We start from the raw sequence: 18,458 nt of genomic DNA, 5'->3' as shown, positions 1-18,458 counted from the left end.
ACATAACACCAGCGTGAATAGCCTGCGTGTTGAGCCATCAGAGCTTTCTGTTTATTATTAAGTTTCAGCTTTGTTAATCATGGATTTCATTTCTGAGTGAGTGCAGCCTGTCTAAAAGTATGCTTAATATAGAACCCGGGTAATTAGTTATCGTATCGCTCTAGGAGTCAGGAGTCAGGAGTCAGGAGTCAGGAGAAAGAAAAGATTGAAATAGCATGAATTTTTAAATTTGTATTCAGTAGAACATCTGTATTAAGAGAAAGTAATTTTGCAATTACTGTATAACCGGATTCTATATAAATACGTATTATATCGTTATTCTCTGATTAAGTCAATGTTCCCGCACATGGAGAGTGGGACTTAAGTATTCTTGGATACTGGCTTTCACCCACATGGTTATTCAGTTGACATCTGCATAGGATTTTAAGTGCGGGACTCCGTTGGGAGGATGTCAATAAAGGGGAAATAATTAAAATTATCTCGGAATCACGGTGCAAATATTGCACGCTAAAAAACTTAACTAGCTATCAGTTTGTCCGTTCTGGAATGCTCCGCAAACAGCATTTAGCTGTCAGTTCTCAAATTCGAGGGTTTAAACTCCCCCAAGAGGAGCGAAAAAGCCCGTGATGCTTGTTAACGGGGGATTAGAACCCCCATTATACAAGCAACTAGAAGCTGATTGCTAATAGCTGAGTGCTGAGTGCTACCTCAATATTGAGGTACAGAAGAATCTATTTCCTGACTCCAGGCAGTAATTCCACCTTTGAGATTAGTACCCTCAATACCAGCCTCCTTAAGAATACCTAACGCCTTGGCCGATCGCCCACCCATTTTACAATGAGCAATTAAGCGATGACCATTCATTAATTCCTTAACCTTTGTCACACCATCACCCTGCTCAATATCTGGCAACGGCACTAACACAGACCCAGGAATCTGAGCAATTTCATATTCGTGGGGGTTCCGCACGTCAACTAAGACAAAATCATCTGCCCCACTATCCAATAATTGCTTCAAGTCTTGAACCGTCATTTCTGGAATAGCCATCTTACTTTCTGTCTCCTGTGCTTTAGCTTGAGGAATACCACAAAACTGCTCATAATCAATCAACTTCTCAATAGGAGGTCGTTCTGGATCGGGGCACAGTTTCAATTCCCGGAAAGTCATATCTAGGGAATTATAAACTAACAATCTACCACTCAAAGTCCTACCTTGACCCAAAATAATTTTGATAGTCTCTGTCGCTTGGATAACTCCAATCATTCCCGGCAAAATTCCTAAAACACCACCCTCCGCACAAGAAGGTACCATTCCTGGAGGCGGGGGTTCAGAGTAGAGGTCGCGGTAGTTGGGTCCACCTTCATAATTAAAAACGGTTGCCTGACCCTCAAAGCGGAAAATTGAGCCGTAGACATTAGGTTTATTCAAAAGAACACAGGCATCATTAACCAAATAACGAGTCGGAAAATTATCAGTACCATCGACAACTACATCATAGGATTTGAGGATGTCGAGGGCATTTTCTGAACTTAGCCTGGTCTCGTAAAGGTCAACTTGACAGTGGGGGTTAATTTCGTGAATCCGATTTTTGGCAGACTCAATCTTTGGCTTACCTACCCAAGAGGTTCCGTGAATAACCTGTCGTTGCAGGTTGGAATGATCAACAATATCAAAATCTACAATTCCAATATTTCCAATTCCTGCAGCAGCTAGATATAACAATAGTGGGGAACCAAGACCACCAGTACCAATACATAGAACACTGGCTGCCTTAAGACGTTTCTGACCATCTAATCCTACTTCCGGTAGAATTAAGTGGCGCGAATAACGTTGATACTCTTCTGTATTTAACTGGACTTGTTCCAGATTCGGATTTAACATGGCAATTTCGGCCTAGATATTTTTCTAGTAGATAGTATTGTTTGACAAGTATGGTTAATATTTTGCCAAAATTATCTAAATTAAACCTGCAATACATCAAGTTGCCTATCTTTTAATTATTTCTTCTGATTGAAATTGATAGTTGGGGTCAAGAGACCAACAGAGAAAGTCAATAGTTTTGCCTTTTTGGACGGATAGAATGATATAGGAATATTCTGGCCAGGCGTAGGTACGGTCAAATTCTGAAGGGATGGCTGAATGGTCTGGGTGGGAATGATAGATACCAATGATGGAGAGGTGGCGTTCTCTTCCATATTTCATTGCTTTCAGCATTAGTTCTGGGGGGATTGCGTATCTTCGTTCTTCTGTAAAATCTTTTTGTTCCGGCCAATATTCATCTACTTCTGTTTGCCAGGCATTTTCAACAGGCCAGACTTCGATGACTGTTTTTGTCTGTTGGTTTTGCTGACCTAAAAGTAAGCCGCAACATTCATTTGGGTAGGCTGTTTCGGCGTGGGTGGAAATTTTTTGGAAGTGGGAGGGGGGGAGTATTAGGGGCATTTGTTTTTTCCAAAAAAGATGATACTCAAAACTCTTAAGTGATTGAAAAAGTTTATATAGCAATCAGGAATGATTTTATAATAATTCAATTTCTTTAATAAATTAAACAATATAGTAATCAATTTTCTCCTAAATACTTCCTATTCTCTACCTCAGCCAAAAGACTTTTTCAACAAGCCCTAATTATTAACAATTTTTGAGTTTATGCTGCTGTTTCAGCTAAAGTTTTTTCTTCAGCTTTATTAGAGCGCTTTTCAAATGGATAAACCATATCGCCATAACCAAAATCTTGTAGGGACTTTGTATAACAAAAATGCTTTTTCCTAACGGAATGCTCCGCAAATATGTCGCGCAGCGTTAACGAAGTTGTGCGTTAGCTAAACGTCCCTACTGTGGTTCAGTAAAATGAAAACCGCTGTAGTATTTCCAGCTAGTCTGTAAGTTTAGATTTCTCTTCGATCAATACCTTAAGTGTTAATATTTTCATCGTTATCATTGAAAATAGACTGTAGGTTTTTGAAGATGTCTATCTCAGACAAATCTTTGATTGAATTCTTAACTCTTAAGTTAAGGTCAATAAGACGTTCTAAATAATTATTAGAATCAGCATTAGCATTTGAGGAACCACTGGATGTTCCTAGAGTCAAAGTTTCTGTCGTTTTCCTTACACCAGCTTGTATTTTTTCAAGTTTCTCACGTTTTTCACCAACTTCACTGTGAAACCAAACTTGTTTTACATAAGATAACAACTCTGGACTAGATGTTTTAATGTCATTGATAAAGCCTTCTATATCTTTAAGTTCTTCATCCCATCTTGTTAATATCTTTTCATAAGGGTTTCTTTGATTTTCCTCTTGATTTACCTCAGACACCTTGATTACTCCTATTTTTTCATGGTAAGGTTTTTGATGGTTAGTATTATCAATTTTATATTGAGCATAATGCTTGATAAAACTTTTACATCTTGTGAAATTCTCATTTCCCATCTGCATTATCATCTTTTGGTAAAAATCTTTTAGTTAAACCCCGTAGCACATTCCGAACTTTTTCTTCTAACACCGGGAAACGATCTTCTAATTCATTCAATGCTTTCATCGCTACTTTAATTGTTCTGATAGATGCTTTGCTCAGAAATTGTTGAATTTCTCCAATAAAATTAGTCAGTGCTGCAATAACATTATTCTCTATTAAATAAGCTTTAACTTTGGTAAGCTTTTCATTAATTTGTTTGATAACTTGATTGATTCCATTTGCCTTCTCATTTAAAACATTTACCTGATTAAAATTTGACTTATTTAAGGATATTCCTGAGTCTCCAATCATTTCATCTAGAGCTTGGTTGATAGCATCTATCTCATTTGAAAACTGTCTAACTGTTTTTCCCAATGTATCTAACTCCTTGGATATTTTTCCTCCTGTAAGGTCTAAATAACCGATAGTTTTAGCTTGGGCGGTAAGAGTAGCTACCTGAACATTTGCAGAAGCTACTCCATCTTGAATTTTGTCGTATCTCTCTTCAAATGCCTTTACGAATACTACCAAGGTATCCTCGTTCATACCAAACCCTCCTTTGGGTGATAAAAAACATGGTCTTTTTATACTATAGCACTAGGCAAATAAGTAGAGGTTGCTGATAAAATATCAAATAATTGACACATAAAGCTTTTTCGCAAAATTTTCCGAGATATAGAACTAGAGGAAGAAAAATCTCAAGGCTTTGGTTAACTTTGACTCTGATTTTTTAGCTTAACTGGATTTTTATTCGTATACATATAGTATTCGGTGTTGGCTTCTTTGATTTTTCAGCTAACGTTGCAGACTGTTATGTAAATAATTCTGGTATTTGTGTCAGTGCCAAACTTCCTCAAAATTATTTTTTGATAGTAGGTGAGCGAGCCTCAGCTTCTATATATTTGCTTTAAAAATTTCCATAATGTGGTTTAAATACTTAACAACTTATCCGAAAATAATATAAATAAATAGGATGAGTAGCTCTATCTGAAAATTTTCTACAGAAAAAATTATTCTGGAGTTTTTGATAATTCCAATTTTCCTCTGCCAGAATTGTTGATTTTAGATACTGAAAAAATTGGAGGTAAGTAAAAAAATCTTTAATCTGAGGTTGAACCTAATCAGCAAAACCTAGCAACCTAACTAGAGATTTAGCTACATAATAAACAACTGGAATAGAGACGGCATTCCCGAATTGTTTCTTAGCAATATTCTCTCTACTATGCGCTCTAAACCAACTAGGAAAACCTTGTAATTTCCCACAGTCTTTTGCAGTTATATACCTATACTTTTTCTTCCGATAAATTTCCTTGATAAATAAAGACTTATACTCTTGTGGAGTTTCTCCATTAATCGATACCATAGCTATACAATCTTTTGTACCTGTAGCAGTTAAGGTCGGCACAATCTCAGAATGAGGTAAAAATATTCTATATATGCCATTAATTCCCGATGAATTTTTAGAGTTGACAAATTCATAACCTTGTTGTGCAACATAACGAAGAATTTTCTTCTCCACCAAATTATTCAACTCTTGAATTTGCAAATTATCTATTAATTCAGACAAATCTGCCAAAGATAAAGGATTACCATCTTTTTTACCGTACTTTTTTTTGCGTCTATTTTTGAGAATAGTTTCACAAATCAACTTTTCCCTTTTAGTTGTCTGGATAATATCCCAAGAATGAATAGTTGTATGACCATTTCTCGTATCACAAAAAACAAAAAAATCATTCAACTCATCATTTTTCTGAAATTTATTTCTAGAGACTGGAATACTACCATTAAACAAAACATCTGGTGACAATTTTGCCTTTTGAATATCAAAATTAGCCTCGAGACCATCAATAACTTGAAATAGTTTAGTTTGAATATTCAATGGTTCAGGAAAATCGAAACAATCTATATCTAAATCTTTCCTAATCCCGACAATAAAAACTCGTTCTCTATTTTGAGGCAATCCAAAATCAGCAGAATTAAGTAACTTGTAATAGACACGATAACCAATCTTTTCAAACTGCTGAATAATTAATTCAAATGACTTTTGATTAACCGGACTAATTAACCCTCTAACATTTTCAAAGATAAAAGCTTCAGGTTGATTTTCTTCCACAACTCTTATAGTATCAAACCAAAGTTTTCCTCTATGATCGTCAAAACCCCGTAACTTTCCAGCCACAGACCAAGGTTGACAAGGAACTCCACCAACTATCAGATTGACTTGCCAAGGCAGCTTAGAAACTTTAGTAATATCTCCCAGATATTTTTCATCATTATTGATATATCCATTCAGAAAGTTTTGCTGATAAACCTTCATCGCATCAGAGTCAATTTCTGAATATCCTAAACATTTACCTCCTAATTCTTCTAGAGGAATTCTAAATCCGCCAATGCCAGCAAATAAATCTATAAAAGTGAAGCGATGTTCATATATTTGTAAATTAATAGGTTTCTCAAGATTAAAAAAGCTTAATTGTTTTGGGGAATTAATAATCTGATTAGACATGAATCAATTTTTATGATTATTACTAGGATTAGCATCATAGCAATTATCTTCAGTTGAGATTTTGAATAATTTTGATATTCCCCTGGCTGAAGCACAGGGGATTCTTAAGCAATCCAAAACTGGATTCTTAAAGGCACGATCAAACTGCCTCTACTGACTTCTTTAAGGGAAAACCCTAAAGTTGCCGCTACTTTTTTGAGGATATTAGCTGCGCCATTACAATCGGCATTAACTAATAAACCGTTTTGAGTTTGATAGAGTCCTCGTTGTCTTGATGCAGTCGCTCATGGGGGAAACCCCCTTTGGCGGCGCTGCATCGCTTAATTCGCTTGCCTGACGGCTTCCAGCTTCCAGGTTTTTCACCATAATTTGGCAAGAAGTCATCGTCTAAAAAGCTCGCTTGGGAGGTATACGATTCTTCAGTTTCAATAAACTCTATGCCGTATAATTCGCATAACTGAATAATTCGTTCTTTGAGTTTAGCTGTGGGGATTTGTACAAACTTTTGGTTGTTTTTTGCACCGATATTAATACTATCTTTTTGTCGCTTATTCCAACCAAAAACTATTCGACCAATTCCATGTTTAAGACAATGATTAATCAGCAATCTTGCTGCTTTGTTAACAGCATCGCGCACTTGTATATTGCATTTTTCAGTTATGCACGCTAATTTATTTGACCAAAAACCTTGGGGTTTATTGTCTTTAATTGTAGCTATTTGCTTGTTGTACCAACCCACCCCTATCCCCTCCCGGGAGGGGAACTAAAGGGGTGGGTGTTTACCATCAATAATAAAACTTGTCCCTACATTAGAGACACAATTTAACCAATTATCAACTCCGTGGTCTATGCCTATAACTTTGGCTTGATCTAGCTGAGGTCGATCGGCTTTTAGCTCATAAACCCATTCGACATAAAAACAGAAGTTACGAGGTAAAATTCTAATTTCTCTGATTTCTTTAAACTCAAGATTACTAGGGAAATCTAAGATAAAACTATCAACTTTAAATGCTGCTTTAACCTTTCTGACCAGAGGTACTTTAACTTGACCATTTTCCAGCTTTAAAGCAAATTTTTGATAAGTTATTACTCCCATTCCTCCCTTTTTGCGATATTTTGATAGTTGAGGTTTATCAGTTAATTCTCCTTTGAGATACTTATGAGAAAGTGCTTGATAGGACTTAAATGCTTCTGCTACTCCTCTAAGAGTTTGTTGTAAAGTCAAGCTGGTGGTGCGCGACTGTGGATTGAGGTAGAGCCTGATATTCAAATAATTCGCAAGTCTTTCCCAGATACAGAACCACAGGAAAATCAACCTCAAGGCTTTGGTTAGCTTTGAATCTGATTTTTTAGCTTAACTGGATTTTTCTCTATTTAATAATAGTAGTATCGGTGTTGCCTTCTCTGATTTTTGGCTGACACTACAGATTCTTATGGAAATAATTCTTATATTTTTATCAGTAACAACCATCCTCAAAATTTTCTTTTTAGCCTGAGTGAGCGATCGCCCCTATCTATATATTTTATTTCCTCTGACAATTTTTTTTCTCCAACCTCTGGAGTCTTGTAATTATGCTTTTCCTGTGCCAGAAGTCCTTTTTCTAGATGCTGGCAAAATTTGAGATTTAATAACAAAAAAATTTTTTATCTAAATATTGGAGATTTGAGAAAATCTGCAAAGTAGTCTATCAATGCTCTTTGATATTAAATCCGGTAGCATCGGCAAAATCTTTTGAAGGTAGGAGTCATATAGCAGTCGAAGCAAAGCTTAAGACATTTTTGGTATTGCTGAGGGGCGGGATGAATATAACCGGGGTGAGTATCCTGCCTGCGGTGAAAATGTCAGGAATGTGAAAATATCAGGAACGGGAACGGGCAAGATGCCCATTCCACAAAACTATTAAAATCCCAAGCGCATTTATGCAACGCCACATTTCTAAATGCTCAAACGAGTGTTAAAGATTACTTCTGACTTCTGACTTCTGATTTGTGCGTAGCGCATATTTCCCTCCTTCTCAACCATAGATAGTAATATCATGTCCGGATAATTAGTTATAAAAAAAACTTTCTCCTTCAACTCCAGTTCTTCCTCTTCCTTCTTCCTTCTTCTTTCTTCCCTCCTGACTCCTGAGGACTGACTCCTGAGGACTCCGTAGTTATTTATTTATAACTGTTCAACCGGACATGATATAAGGGAGGAAACCCAACCCCGGAAAAACTATGGACTCAAACGTTGATAAACTGTCGCCAAACCATCTACATCCCCGACATTACCTGGAAATAAAACAACAGGTAATTCAGGAAATTGAGGATGCTCTGCGGGAGTCCGCACCATCGAACAACCAGCTAATACCTGACCCAATAATCTAGCAGTAGTTAAAGCCAAACCTTTACTTACAGTATCATTAGAGGTAATCCCACCTTTACTGATCAAAAATCCAATATCCTCGGGCAAACCCCGGACAATATCCATCAATAACTCGGAGACTGCCACACCAAACTCCAAACGCACTTGCACATTTTCAAAAGTCAATTCTTCACGACTAGTATAAACCACAGGTGTTTTCCCTTCTGCATGAACAGCATGAACTTTTTCGAGAATATTTTTGAGTAAAGTTGCTCTGTTCTTCTCAGACTCCTCAACTAAATGAGACACATTTACTTCTACACCCACTACATCAGACTCTTGTAATAATCTTTCCAACTGTTGGGTAGATTTCTTAACATGAGAACCCACAATAATTACACCTGGTTTCCCACTCCTGACATACTGCCTCATCTCCTCAGCAGCTATAGGTTGATTTCCCAAAGCAGCTAAAGAAGTTAAAATACTCGCAGCACTCCGCAATAGAAACTTTTTACCTTGACTAGCTGCTGCCAACAAATCATTAGCAAACTTGTCTAAGTCGGCTTGAGTTTCACCATCCACAACTCCACATTGGTTGCCAGTCATTTTGATCAAACGTTCTAAACTACCAGAACGAATATCATCAAGTATAAATTTTTCTACAGTTTCAGCTTTGATTTTACCTTTGGTTTTTTCTTCCACATAATCAGGTAAATAACTATAGGTGTAGCCAAATACTGAATCTTTGGCAAATTCTGTTTCGTGAACTGGAGTTTCTACACCATTAACCATTAAATAGTGGGTACTGTTGCGGGTGACTCTCCCACCTTCAAAAAATGCTGGAACTAGGAAATGCGCATCAAATGGACCAAGTTCGGCTGCTATGACATCTGTTTCTATGGGATAATGACCCCGTAAAGTAGAGTCAGAACGACTAACGACTAAGAAATCTTGGATATTTGATTGAGCGATCGCTTCGGTCAAATTATGTGTAACTTCTCGTGTAACATTGGCTGCTTGGTCTGGGGTCAGGGCGCGAGTATTGGAGAGGATAAAAAATATGGGAGATTCATCAAGTAATCCTAATTTTAGGGTTTCTACATCCCACTTAGTTAGAAGTAGACAACTATGAACAGTTTGGGAACCTGTTGGGTCATCATCTAGGACAATAATTTTTGGTTGGCTGTTAGTCATATTTTTTTGCTCATTATCTATAGAAGGCTATACCGAGATTCTCAAAAAAGTTTTTCTCAGCTTTCACTACTATATCTATAGATATGTCTCTATTTGATTAATTTTCTTCCTTTTTCTGTGTTGCTTATAAATTTTAAAACTAAAAAAGGAATAATTTTGATATTGCTCGGAGCGGTCGTACTAAAGAAATAAAACATTTATTGCACATCAGAATCGCTTAATTTTTGAAAAATGAGGAATATTTTTTCGATTGATTAAACATTGGACATCAGTATAGTAAGTTGAGCTGCAAATTTTATTAACATTCAACTCTAAGTTTGAGCATAATCAGTATAGACAGGACTTACGCAACGATACTAACTATAGTGATAATATCCTGAAAATCACCAAATAATATACTATTTAGTAAATTTAAAATATTTCTAGCATTATTGATTGATTTTTTGCCCATTGTTTTAGTCTTTTGTTAGTCTTGAGAAAAAATTTTTTTTTAATGCTTAATGAGCTTGCTTAGTTTAACACTGAAATTGATTTTAGGTTTTCGGTCTAATTTAGGTTTTATAACTTAATTAACTACATTTGTTAATATACGAAGTTGTTACAACTTGTTACAATACGAAATAACCTGATTTTTTGTCTTCTTATTTTTTGTATCTTCATTTCCAAACAAGTAGTAATCAAAATCAAACCAAACTGTGTAGACCCCATTTTTACTATGGTTTATAAAAATACTAAATTTATCTACATCATTAGGAGGATATTTGAATTCCCGATCATCTAAAACTTTAGAGTCAGATTTTTGAGTTAAACTAGCACTGTATTTAAACTCTCCCATAATCGAACCACTGACATCAGGTACATTAGTAAATTGGGGACATTTTGAGTAATCCCAATTAAGAGTTAATCTTTCGACAATAAAAGTACCACTAATATTTTGATTACCTATCTTTATGTCGGCATAACTACTACTGCTATCTATTTTATTCATATTATATATAACAGTAGGTTCATTATATGTAACTGTAGGTTCAATATTAGAATTATCAGGAGGTGGTTTTTCATCTGTAGTTGGAGTTGGAGATGATGCAAAGTTAAGAACAATACCAAGCACTAGAAGAAATAACCCTATAGGAATAGTAAATCTTTTTTGTTCTCGTGAAACCTCAATTATACCACCTATTTTTGTGACAAATCCTAAAATAATAATCAATAGTCCTGCCACAATTAGCATGGTTGGTATTTGCAAATTAAGTAATACCTTTATTACGTCTGTCATGTTTTCTAAGTTCTTTAATTGTAGAATTTGACAACTTTAACTTTATTCATAACTTAACTCACTGCAAGTTTCAAATGCAAAATCAGGTTCAGTACCAGGAAGTGCTGCACAGATTCACACAACAAAGCCCAACAAAGCCATTATTCTGCTCAAAAATAAACTTACTGTAATCAGCTAAGTAATCAAGTCCTACTAAATTTAGCCAAATCTCTAAACTTAACCAGACTGTTATTTTGACCAATAAAATTTTCCATCTAACTTGCATGAGAGTATTCTCCTCAAATCTCACTGTCTGAATAACTGAAGTCAGAAGTGGGAGAATTGAACTCCCACACTTGGATAATACAACCTAAAAATCGTTAATGTGTAATCATAATGCTCATCAGAGCATACCAAGTTAAAGGACCGACAATGCCATCAACTTCTAAGCGGCTATTTTTTTGGAATCCCTTGACAGCTGCTTCAGTGTTGGAACCAAAAATACTATCTACAACTAGAGAATAGCCCATTTCATTCAGGATCATTTGCAGACGTTTAACATCATCACCGCTGCTACCCTGACGGATAGTAGGAGGCAGTAAAGCTTCCCAAGTTTGAGAACCAACTATACCATCCACTATTAAATTTCGGTCTTTTTGGAACATCATCACTGCTGCGTCAGTGCGAACACCAAAGATACCATCTTCCACTAAAGAACCATAGCCAGCATTATTGAGAAGGCGTTGTATCAGAGTCACATCAGAACCGGTGCTTCCGTTGCGTAAAACTGGTAAAGAAAAAGAACTTGAAACACTTAAAGTCATTGTTAATTCTCCTGTATTAGGATAGATGAGTATGAGAAATTAGGGCGATTTGGTCAGGAACCCCAGGACTAAAGTCCAAGAGTTTGTACATTCTTGTTGCGCTCGCTCCAAGGAAACAAGCCAACACCCGATCAGCCTAAGATATCCTTTGTCTATATTATCGGTCAGGGTTAAAGTTCTGAGTGCCACGCTCTCGCTCTCAATAACATTCCAGGGAATGCGATCGCCAGTTCCATGAAGAACGAAACGGAAGTCTAAACACGCGAGCGTGGGTTAAGCCAGTACTTTCTAAAAATCGTTAGTCTCTAATCATATTGCTCATCAGAACATACCACGTATTTTGACCGACAATGCCATCAACTTCTAAGCGGCTATTTTTTTGGAATCCCTTAACAGCTGCTTCAGTGTTGGAACCAAAAATACTATCTACAACTAGAGAATAGCCCATTTCATTCAGGATCATTTGCAGACGTTTAACATCATCACCGCTGCTACCCTGACGGATAGTAGGAGGCAGTAAAGCTTCCCAAGTTTGAGAACCAACTATACCATCCACTATTAAATTTCGGTCTTTTTGGAACATCATCACTGCTGCGTCAGTGCGAACACCAAAGATACCATCTTCCACTAAAGAACCATAGCCAGCATTATTGAGAAGGCGTTGTATCAGAGTCACATCAGAACCGGTGCTTCCGTTGCGTAAAACTGGTAAAGAAAAAGAACTTGAAACACTTAAAGTCATTGTTAATTCTCCTGTATTAGGATAGATGAGTATGAGAAATTAGAGCGATTTGGTCAGGAACCCCAGGACTAAACTCCAAGAGTTTGTACATTCTTGTTGCAGTCATATCTAGAGATGTAGCAACAAGAGTGTTTAAGTTTTAATAGGTGTATTTGAAGATAGCATCACCTAACGCTTTCCATGTTTGGGGACCTACCACTCCATCTACTGTGATGTCAGGTGATGGAAAGGGAAAAATGGCGTTATAATTTTCCTGAAACTCAGTTACTATTTGTTGGCATTGATTATCGTACTGAGCATCAAATTTCACATTACTTGTAATCAGAGATGGTCTACCTTGTTGCACACCAAACCAATAGATTGAAGATAACAATTGTTCAAGAAACCGAACACTATCTCCACTATCTCCTTCTTTTAATACTGGCATTGTTGATACAGTCATTTGAGAAAATTCCTTAGTTTAGTTGAAGATTAGGTTAGCAATCAGTAATCAGTTTTCAAGTCGTATAATGGAGATTTTTACCCCCGAATTTTAGCTGAAGACTGAATGCTGGTAAAAAAATGGTTTGTTGATAGCTACCTTAGCCATAGCTATGGTTTTGTTAGTTTTGATTAGTAAATTGAACCCTCAAGATCGATCAATTCTAATTTTGCCCAACTTTGGAGACCAACAATTCCATCCACAGTTAAACCATAGTATTTTTGGAATTTCTTCACAGCTTCTTCTGTTGCTACACCAAATATTCCATCAACTACCAAAAAACCAAATCCAGCAGCATTTAACCATCTTTGTAGATATTCTACATCTTCTCCAGTGCTACCAAAATACAGAGTAGCGCGGGCAATTTTCCCTGTATCTATTAATCCCCAAGTTTGGAGACCCACAATTCCATCCGCAGTTAAACCATATCGTTTTTGAAAAGCTATGACAGCTTCCTTTGTAAGATTACCAAATATTCCATCAACTACTAAGCTATTATTAGCAACAATGGCATTCAAAACTGTTTGTAAATATTTCACATCTTCACCAGTGCTACCAAGGGTAAGAGTAGGACGAGTAGTAGTTGTTTGAGTTCCAGCAAGCATAATTTTCTCCTTGTTTTTTGAATTGAGCAGGACTTAGGAAGTAAATCTATATATAGCGCATTAATTGGTCATTGTTCCAGATAAAACCACTATATTAAGTGCTGTTATGTAAGTCCTGCTCTATATTTTTATCATCTCCTAGTTTTTGGGGAAGTGGGAAAATGTGCATAAGTTATCACAATTAACTTTTTATTGTGGGTGGAGGTGAATTTTCTTACACAATTAACTTTTTATTGTGGGTGGAGGTGAATTTTCTTACACATTGATTAGCACTCAGCGGTCACATTCTGCCATTACAGCAGTTTTGGAACGTAATGGTGGGAATATTAGGAAAGCCCAAAGTTTTAGCCGTCATGCTGACCCCAAGACCTTGATGGTGTACGATGATAATCTCCAGCAGCCACAAGCTGAAATGTCTGACCTATTGGAGTTTTGATGAAATATAAAATTACTTATTCTGCTGATTTCCGTTCTGGGCTGGACATTAAAACTGGATTATAACAAAGCTTTCAGGAGATGTAGCCTGATTTTACACGAACCCGTGCCCCGACTCGTAGTATTATGGTACTTGAAGCATTGTTCGGAAAAGCGAGGAATTATGAACCCTGATACAGAGAAACTGATGCAGCAATTAGAACAGCCATACGAAGGGGCTGAAATGAAGTCTTTGTATACGGCTGTGGTCACTGTAACACCGGGACAAGAAGAACACGCCCGGATGTCAGGTCATGCGGAAAGTGAGGATGGATTATTAGCCTTAGAACTGGCGATGCCTCAAGAGCTTGGTGGTCGGGGCCAAGGAACTAATCCAGAACAACTGTTTGCTGCTGGATACGCTGCCTGTTTTCATGGGGCACTGGCTTTGGTTGCCAGTAAAGATGCGGGTCGATGCGTCTAAGACAACGGTGACATGTGCCGTCACTCTTGGCAGAGATCCAGCAGATGGTGGATATAAGCTTGCTGCTGAGTTAAAAGTGGAAATGCCAAACTCAGAGCGTGAAACATCGGAGCAGGTCGTTGCTCAAGCCCATCAACTCTGTCCGTACTCAAAAGCGATTGCTGGTAATATTGACGTGAAAGTGGCGGTAGTTTAATTCTTGAGTTTTGAAGGTACTTTAACTGCTGTAGGTCTTGCTGCTAATGAGCCATAGACAAGATATGTAGAAAATAGGACATAATGTCAAGCTTTATTGCAGCGAACGCGAAACGGGTAAACCTGTTGACTTTACGACTTTTGAAGAACTGTCTAATAAATTGATGCTCTCGTGGAGAGAAATCGCTGATTTAGATTTTGATGTGCCATCCCAGACAAGCAATTTTAATCCTGAAACCCCTCAGTTCAGGGATGTCAACCCGGACAAGTCCCCTCCCTACCCCAACGGCCCAGTCCCCCTAGATTCTCATTTTTATATCGACCGTCCCCCGATGGAACAACTGAGCTGCAATGAAATTCTTAAACCCGGAAGTGTTACTCGCATTCAAGCACCTCGGAAAATGGGAAAAAGTTCCCTGCTGCTCAGAATTATGGCTTTTGCTCAACAACAGAGCTACAAAATAGTAAAAATAGACTTTCAGGAAGCAGATAAGGCCGTTTATGCTCACTTAAATAAATTCTTACGCTGGTTTTGTGCGAATATAGCTCGCCAGCTACAACTACAACCTCTTCTAGATGAATATTGGGACGAGGAGATGGGTAGTAAAGTAAGTTGCGGGATTTATTTTGAAGGGTATTTGTTAGGGCAAGTAGACACCCCCATCGTTTTGGTCTTAAACGAAATTAATTTAGTTTTTGAACATCCGGACATCGCTGAAGAATTTTTACCACTGCTGCGATTTTGGCACGAACAAGCAAGGCAAAGTACGCTATTTAAAAAACTGCGTTTAGTTGTAGTTCACTCTACAGAAGTGTATATATCCCTAGATATTAATCAATCTCCATTTAATATAGGATTGCCGATCAAGCTGCCTGAATTTAATTTCAAGCAAATTCAAGATTTAGTAACCAGACACGGACTAAACTGGACAGAAGGAGATAGAGTGGAGCAGTTGATGGCAATGGTGGGAGGACATCCTTATTTAGTGCGCATTGCTCTCTACCATTTTGCCCAAGCACAAATAACATTAGAAACATTGTTACAACAAGCTCCTACTCAAGGAGGAATTTATGGTGGTATTTTACGCCATCACTGGGAAATCATACAAAAAAAACCAACACTATCAGCAGCACTTCATCAGGTGGTAATGACGAGCGAGAGCGTCAAGTTGGACCCAATTGTGACTTATAAACTAGAAAGTATGGGACTCATCAAATTAGATGGCGATCGCGCTTACCCCTCCTGTCAAATGTATCGTCTTTATTTTGCTGGTCAATATCAACAAGAAGAAAATACGGTGTAAGGTCTATTCAGCTAACTAATAAATGATATAACCCACATTCCGCACCACAAAATGTAGTATAGAAGAAGGAGTCAGGAGACAGGAGACAGGAGACAGAATTTTGGCGTTGGTGAATATAGAATGCTTAAGAATAAAATTGTTGTCAAACTCAAGAAAAAATGTACTGTCCCAAATGCCAATCTTCTCGTTATCAGAAAAATGGTTTTCGTCGGCAAAAACAATCTTATCGTTGTCACGACTGATGGTATTATTTATCGTCTGGCCTGAAGTTATGACGGACAAATGCTTGCTTCTGCTTCGATAGACACTACAGTGAAAATCTGGCATCGAGATGGGAGATTGTATAGAACTTTGAGAGGACATAGTGCTATTGTTAGAGATATTGCTTTTAGTCCTGATGGCCAGATGCTAGCTTCTGCTAGTGGCGATCGCACCATTATTCTCTGGAATTTGGATCGGATTCTTCAGCTTGACAAACTAGCTTATGCTTGCAATTGGGTAAAAGATTATCTACAAACCAATCAACAGTTAGAACAGAGCGATCGCCACCTGTGCAGCGATTTCGGTTAATTATTCGGCTTTTGCTTGTTAAATGAACTGTCGGGAATGCCTTTGAAACACCCCATTACCCAAGGATATGAGTCTGTGACAAAGTAACCGTATACCCCATTAATTGTCATACCATTACATTCATCTAAATCCCCCAATTCTACGACATATTCGTAATCATCTCTGTATTTTCCATCGTATATTCCACCAGGATTTTCACACTTAATCTCTTGTCGATCCCCTTCTTTTAGCTGATAGCTTGATTTAGCTTTTCTGACCGTGCCATTATCATCGTATATTCCACCAGGATTTTCACACTTAATCTCTTGTCGATCCCCTTCTTTTAGCTGATAGCTTGATTTAGCTTTTCTGACCGTGCCATTATCGTCGAAATATGAACCAAAAATAGGGAATCCATCTGCTGCAAAACCAATTACTGGCGAGACGATAGCATTCTCCGAATCGAATAAAGCAACAGGAGAACCATGATAATGATAGATGCCACTTGGCTGTGTGTGTGCGTTGTGGCTATCGGTCTGAAAGTCATTCAAGCTAGACATTGGGTCAGAGCGCCATGGTTGCCCCATATCATTACAGCCAACTATTCCGTCACCCACGCCATAGCAACCAGCTGAAAGTAAGTCTAATTTGACGCCATTAAGAAAAATTGCATTGTCTGTAGCCAGGGATAGCTCTGTATTTTTGGATGCTTGTTGTGGATTCGTCGTAACTTCAAGAGTGAGATTTTGTTCAGACACATCCGTTACAAATTGACTACTGTTGAAGTCATAGTTCGGTATACCATTGCTAGTAAATATACATTTATCGCCACTAACTGAAACCGATAAATTTCCTTCGAACTCCTGATTGCTCTTAAGATCTTTTACAGAAGACGTGTAAGTTTTTACATAATCTGCACAACTAGGTTTCCTTTCCTTCAAAATCACGTCTGTAATGTCCTTGCTATTTTGCCGATTCTTTATTCTTTGCTTAGAGCTTAATTCAACTTTTCTGACCGTGCTATTATTTGCGTATACGTTGTGGCTATTGGTATTAAATTCACTCAAGCTAGACATTGGATTGCTAGTGTTATTTAGACCTATTGCTGAACTGTTATTAGGACTAAATCCAATCAAGAACAAGACGAGCATTATTATGTAAATGTATTTCAATTTCATTATTTACTCCTGATAAATTTGGGTGTTTGAGTAGCAACTGTGATCGAAGTGGGGTTAAGCCCAAAACCAAATCACAGTACCGTACTTCTACTGGCTTTACTTGCAACAGTTGAGATAGTATTTTTACCTGGACTTTTTTATCCTACTATTACATCTACTATTTCTTTGGTGTCGTTATTATTTGATTTTTAAAAGTATGATTTTTCTTTTTTCCTGAGTAATATTTTTCTGTTTTTTTATATTCATCTGGTCTTTCTCTACTTTGTTCTTTACTATCTACAATTACAGCAGTTTTCTAGTTGATGAGGTACAAAGTTTTATTGCTCTAGGCAACAGGCAACAGGGAATATAGAAATAAATAGTCTTATAGCTGTACCTCACTATCCTCAAAAGTGCTGTAATTCTAATTCTGTTAATATTTCCTTGACCCATTATAATTCATTTTATTTTTTTTTACTTGTTCTAATCAACTTACTGGTAGTAATTCTCTGAGAATATCTATCCAGTAATGAAAAATATTATTAGCACTTTATTCACTTATACCAAAGTTTATTCCTCATGTTTAAAAATTGGTATATGATGCCAATAAAATAATAGACTTGTCGCTTTATAAGGTAAAGTATAGAGTTAGTAGGGTGTTTGAAATGGGACAATGTTAGATATGAATCGGGTGCTAAAAGAAGACCGCCTCAGTGCGGGCATTGACTGGACTAAACCGTAAGGCATTCGATGAATTATTACAAGCTTTTTGTGTCCAACTTGAATTGGAAGCGATACGACGCTCCGCCACGCTCCGCGAACGCTCTTTTGCCAAAAACCAAGACTCCGAGCTCTGGGAGGAGGAAGAAAAGCGCGATTGCTACAAGCTTCATACAAGTTATTTTTTATCTTGTTCTACTTTAAGTGCTACCCTACCTTTGATGTGGC

At 37.3% G+C, this 18,458-nt stretch carries 20 protein-coding genes and 4 pseudogenes; 7 read left to right on the top strand and 17 right to left on the bottom strand.

Going from position 1 to position 18,458, the window contains the following annotated elements; all coding sequences use genetic code 11:
- From F6K18_RS34015 to F6K18_RS33950, 14 genes and pseudogenes are all read right to left on the bottom strand, one after another.
- Positions 1-68 (bottom strand): annotated as a pseudogene (locus tag F6K18_RS34015) (helix-turn-helix domain-containing protein); the annotation flags it as partial.
- Positions 69-708: 640 nt separating this feature from the next.
- Positions 709-1,881, bottom strand: a complete 1,173-nt coding sequence (moeB, locus tag F6K18_RS34010; protein WP_287527519.1) for a molybdopterin-synthase adenylyltransferase MoeB — start codon at positions 1,879-1,881, stop codon at positions 709-711.
- A 105-nt stretch (positions 1,882-1,986) separates the two neighbouring features.
- Positions 1,987-2,442, bottom strand: a complete 456-nt coding sequence (locus F6K18_RS34005; RefSeq protein ID WP_287527518.1) for a M67 family metallopeptidase — start codon at positions 2,440-2,442, stop codon at positions 1,987-1,989.
- 467 nt (positions 2,443-2,909) lie between these two features.
- Positions 2,910-3,428, bottom strand: a complete 519-nt coding sequence (locus tag F6K18_RS34000) for a hypothetical protein (protein WP_287527516.1) — start codon at positions 3,426-3,428, stop codon at positions 2,910-2,912.
- Positions 3,418-3,999, bottom strand: coding sequence for a hypothetical protein (locus F6K18_RS33995; RefSeq protein ID WP_287527515.1), 582 nt, complete (start codon positions 3,997-3,999; stop codon positions 3,418-3,420). The genes F6K18_RS34000 and F6K18_RS33995 overlap by 11 nt, the downstream gene beginning before the upstream one ends.
- Positions 4,000-4,570: 571 nt before the next feature.
- The gene (gene dcm, locus F6K18_RS33990) at positions 4,571-5,959 is read right to left on the bottom strand and encodes a DNA cytosine methyltransferase (RefSeq protein WP_287527514.1); all 1,389 of its coding nucleotides are present in this window, start codon (positions 5,957-5,959) and stop codon (positions 4,571-4,573) included.
- A gap of 232 nt (positions 5,960-6,191) precedes the next feature.
- A complete protein-coding gene (locus F6K18_RS33985; protein ID WP_287527512.1) occupies positions 6,192-6,698 on the bottom strand; it encodes an IS200/IS605 family accessory protein TnpB-related protein in 507 nt (168 codons plus the stop codon).
- Positions 6,699-6,722: 24 nt separating this feature from the next.
- Entirely contained in the window at positions 6,723-7,229 is a 507-nt protein-coding gene (locus F6K18_RS33980; protein ID WP_287527509.1) for a hypothetical protein, read from the bottom strand.
- Between the two features lie 948 nt (positions 7,230-8,177).
- The gene (locus F6K18_RS33975) at positions 8,178-9,500 is read right to left on the bottom strand and encodes a four-carbon acid sugar kinase family protein (protein WP_287527507.1); all 1,323 of its coding nucleotides are present in this window, start codon (positions 9,498-9,500) and stop codon (positions 8,178-8,180) included.
- A 598-nt stretch (positions 9,501-10,098) separates the two neighbouring features.
- A complete protein-coding gene (locus tag F6K18_RS33970; RefSeq protein WP_287527506.1) occupies positions 10,099-10,776 on the bottom strand; it encodes a hypothetical protein in 678 nt (225 codons plus the stop codon).
- A 359-nt stretch (positions 10,777-11,135) separates the two neighbouring features.
- Positions 11,136-11,579, bottom strand: coding sequence for a peptidoglycan-binding protein (locus tag F6K18_RS33965; protein ID WP_287527504.1), 444 nt, complete (start codon positions 11,577-11,579; stop codon positions 11,136-11,138).
- Positions 11,580-11,877: 298 nt separating this feature from the next.
- The gene (locus F6K18_RS33960; RefSeq protein ID WP_287527503.1) at positions 11,878-12,255 is read right to left on the bottom strand and encodes a peptidoglycan-binding protein; all 378 of its coding nucleotides are present in this window, start codon (positions 12,253-12,255) and stop codon (positions 11,878-11,880) included.
- 205 nt (positions 12,256-12,460) lie between these two features.
- On the bottom strand, positions 12,461-12,763 hold the full coding sequence (locus F6K18_RS33955; protein WP_287527501.1) for a peptidoglycan-binding domain-containing protein: 303 nt from the start codon (positions 12,761-12,763) through the stop codon (positions 12,461-12,463).
- Between the two features lie 170 nt (positions 12,764-12,933).
- A complete protein-coding gene (locus tag F6K18_RS33950; protein ID WP_287527500.1) occupies positions 12,934-13,407 on the bottom strand; it encodes a peptidoglycan-binding protein in 474 nt (157 codons plus the stop codon).
- Positions 13,408-13,642: 235 nt separating this feature from the next.
- On the opposite strand from F6K18_RS33950, the gene F6K18_RS33945 reads away from it, so the two are divergent.
- The 6 genes and pseudogenes from F6K18_RS33945 to F6K18_RS33925 all read left to right on the top strand — a co-directional run bounded on the left by F6K18_RS33945 (position 13,643) and on the right by F6K18_RS33925 (position 16,374).
- On the top strand, positions 13,643-13,843 hold the full coding sequence (locus F6K18_RS33945; protein WP_124144270.1) for a hypothetical protein: 201 nt from the start codon (positions 13,643-13,645) through the stop codon (positions 13,841-13,843).
- Positions 13,844-13,948: 105 nt separating this feature from the next.
- On the top strand, positions 13,949-14,305 hold the full coding sequence (locus tag F6K18_RS33940; protein ID WP_287527498.1) for a hypothetical protein: 357 nt from the start codon (positions 13,949-13,951) through the stop codon (positions 14,303-14,305).
- A gap of 7 nt (positions 14,306-14,312) precedes the next feature.
- Positions 14,313-14,501, top strand: a complete 189-nt coding sequence (locus F6K18_RS33935; protein ID WP_287527496.1) for a hypothetical protein — start codon at positions 14,313-14,315, stop codon at positions 14,499-14,501.
- Positions 14,502-14,664: 163 nt separating this feature from the next.
- Positions 14,665-15,804: an AAA-like domain-containing protein gene (locus F6K18_RS33930; protein ID WP_287527493.1), complete on the top strand. Its 1,140-nt coding sequence runs from the start codon at positions 14,665-14,667 to the stop codon at positions 15,802-15,804.
- A gap of 267 nt (positions 15,805-16,071) precedes the next feature.
- A pseudogene (locus F6K18_RS37110) lies at positions 16,072-16,128 on the top strand (hypothetical protein); the annotation flags it as partial.
- Positions 16,117-16,374: a WD40 repeat domain-containing protein gene (locus F6K18_RS33925; protein WP_287279311.1), complete on the top strand. Its 258-nt coding sequence runs from the start codon at positions 16,117-16,119 to the stop codon at positions 16,372-16,374. The pseudogene F6K18_RS37110 and the gene F6K18_RS33925, both read left to right, overlap by 12 nt.
- On the opposite strand, the gene F6K18_RS33920 is transcribed toward F6K18_RS33925, so the two are convergent.
- From F6K18_RS33920 to F6K18_RS37415, 3 genes and pseudogenes are all read right to left on the bottom strand, one after another.
- Positions 16,371-17,531 (bottom strand): YHYH protein, encoded by a 1,161-nt coding sequence (locus tag F6K18_RS33920; protein WP_287527489.1) that lies wholly within the window; start codon positions 17,529-17,531, stop codon positions 16,371-16,373. The genes F6K18_RS33925 and F6K18_RS33920 overlap by 4 nt on opposite strands.
- A 163-nt stretch (positions 17,532-17,694) precedes the next feature.
- Positions 17,695-17,817 (bottom strand): annotated as a pseudogene (locus F6K18_RS33915) (transposase family protein); the annotation flags it as partial.
- Between the two features lie 100 nt (positions 17,818-17,917).
- Positions 17,918-18,125, bottom strand: a pseudogene (locus F6K18_RS37415) (transposase family protein); the annotation flags it as partial.
- A 98-nt stretch (positions 18,126-18,223) separates the two neighbouring features.
- Here F6K18_RS37415 and F6K18_RS33910 point away from each other — a divergent pair.
- The coding region (locus F6K18_RS33910) for a hypothetical protein (RefSeq protein ID WP_287527486.1) at positions 18,224-18,458 on the top strand (235 nt) is incomplete at its 3' end.

The organism is Okeania sp. SIO2C2 (genome assembly GCF_010692625.1).
In the GTDB taxonomy this organism is placed as follows: domain Bacteria; phylum Cyanobacteriota; class Cyanobacteriia; order Cyanobacteriales; family Microcoleaceae; genus Okeania; species Okeania hirsuta.
The sequence above is the reverse complement of the archived record's forward strand: the minus strand, read 5'-3'. Positions and strand labels throughout refer to the sequence as shown.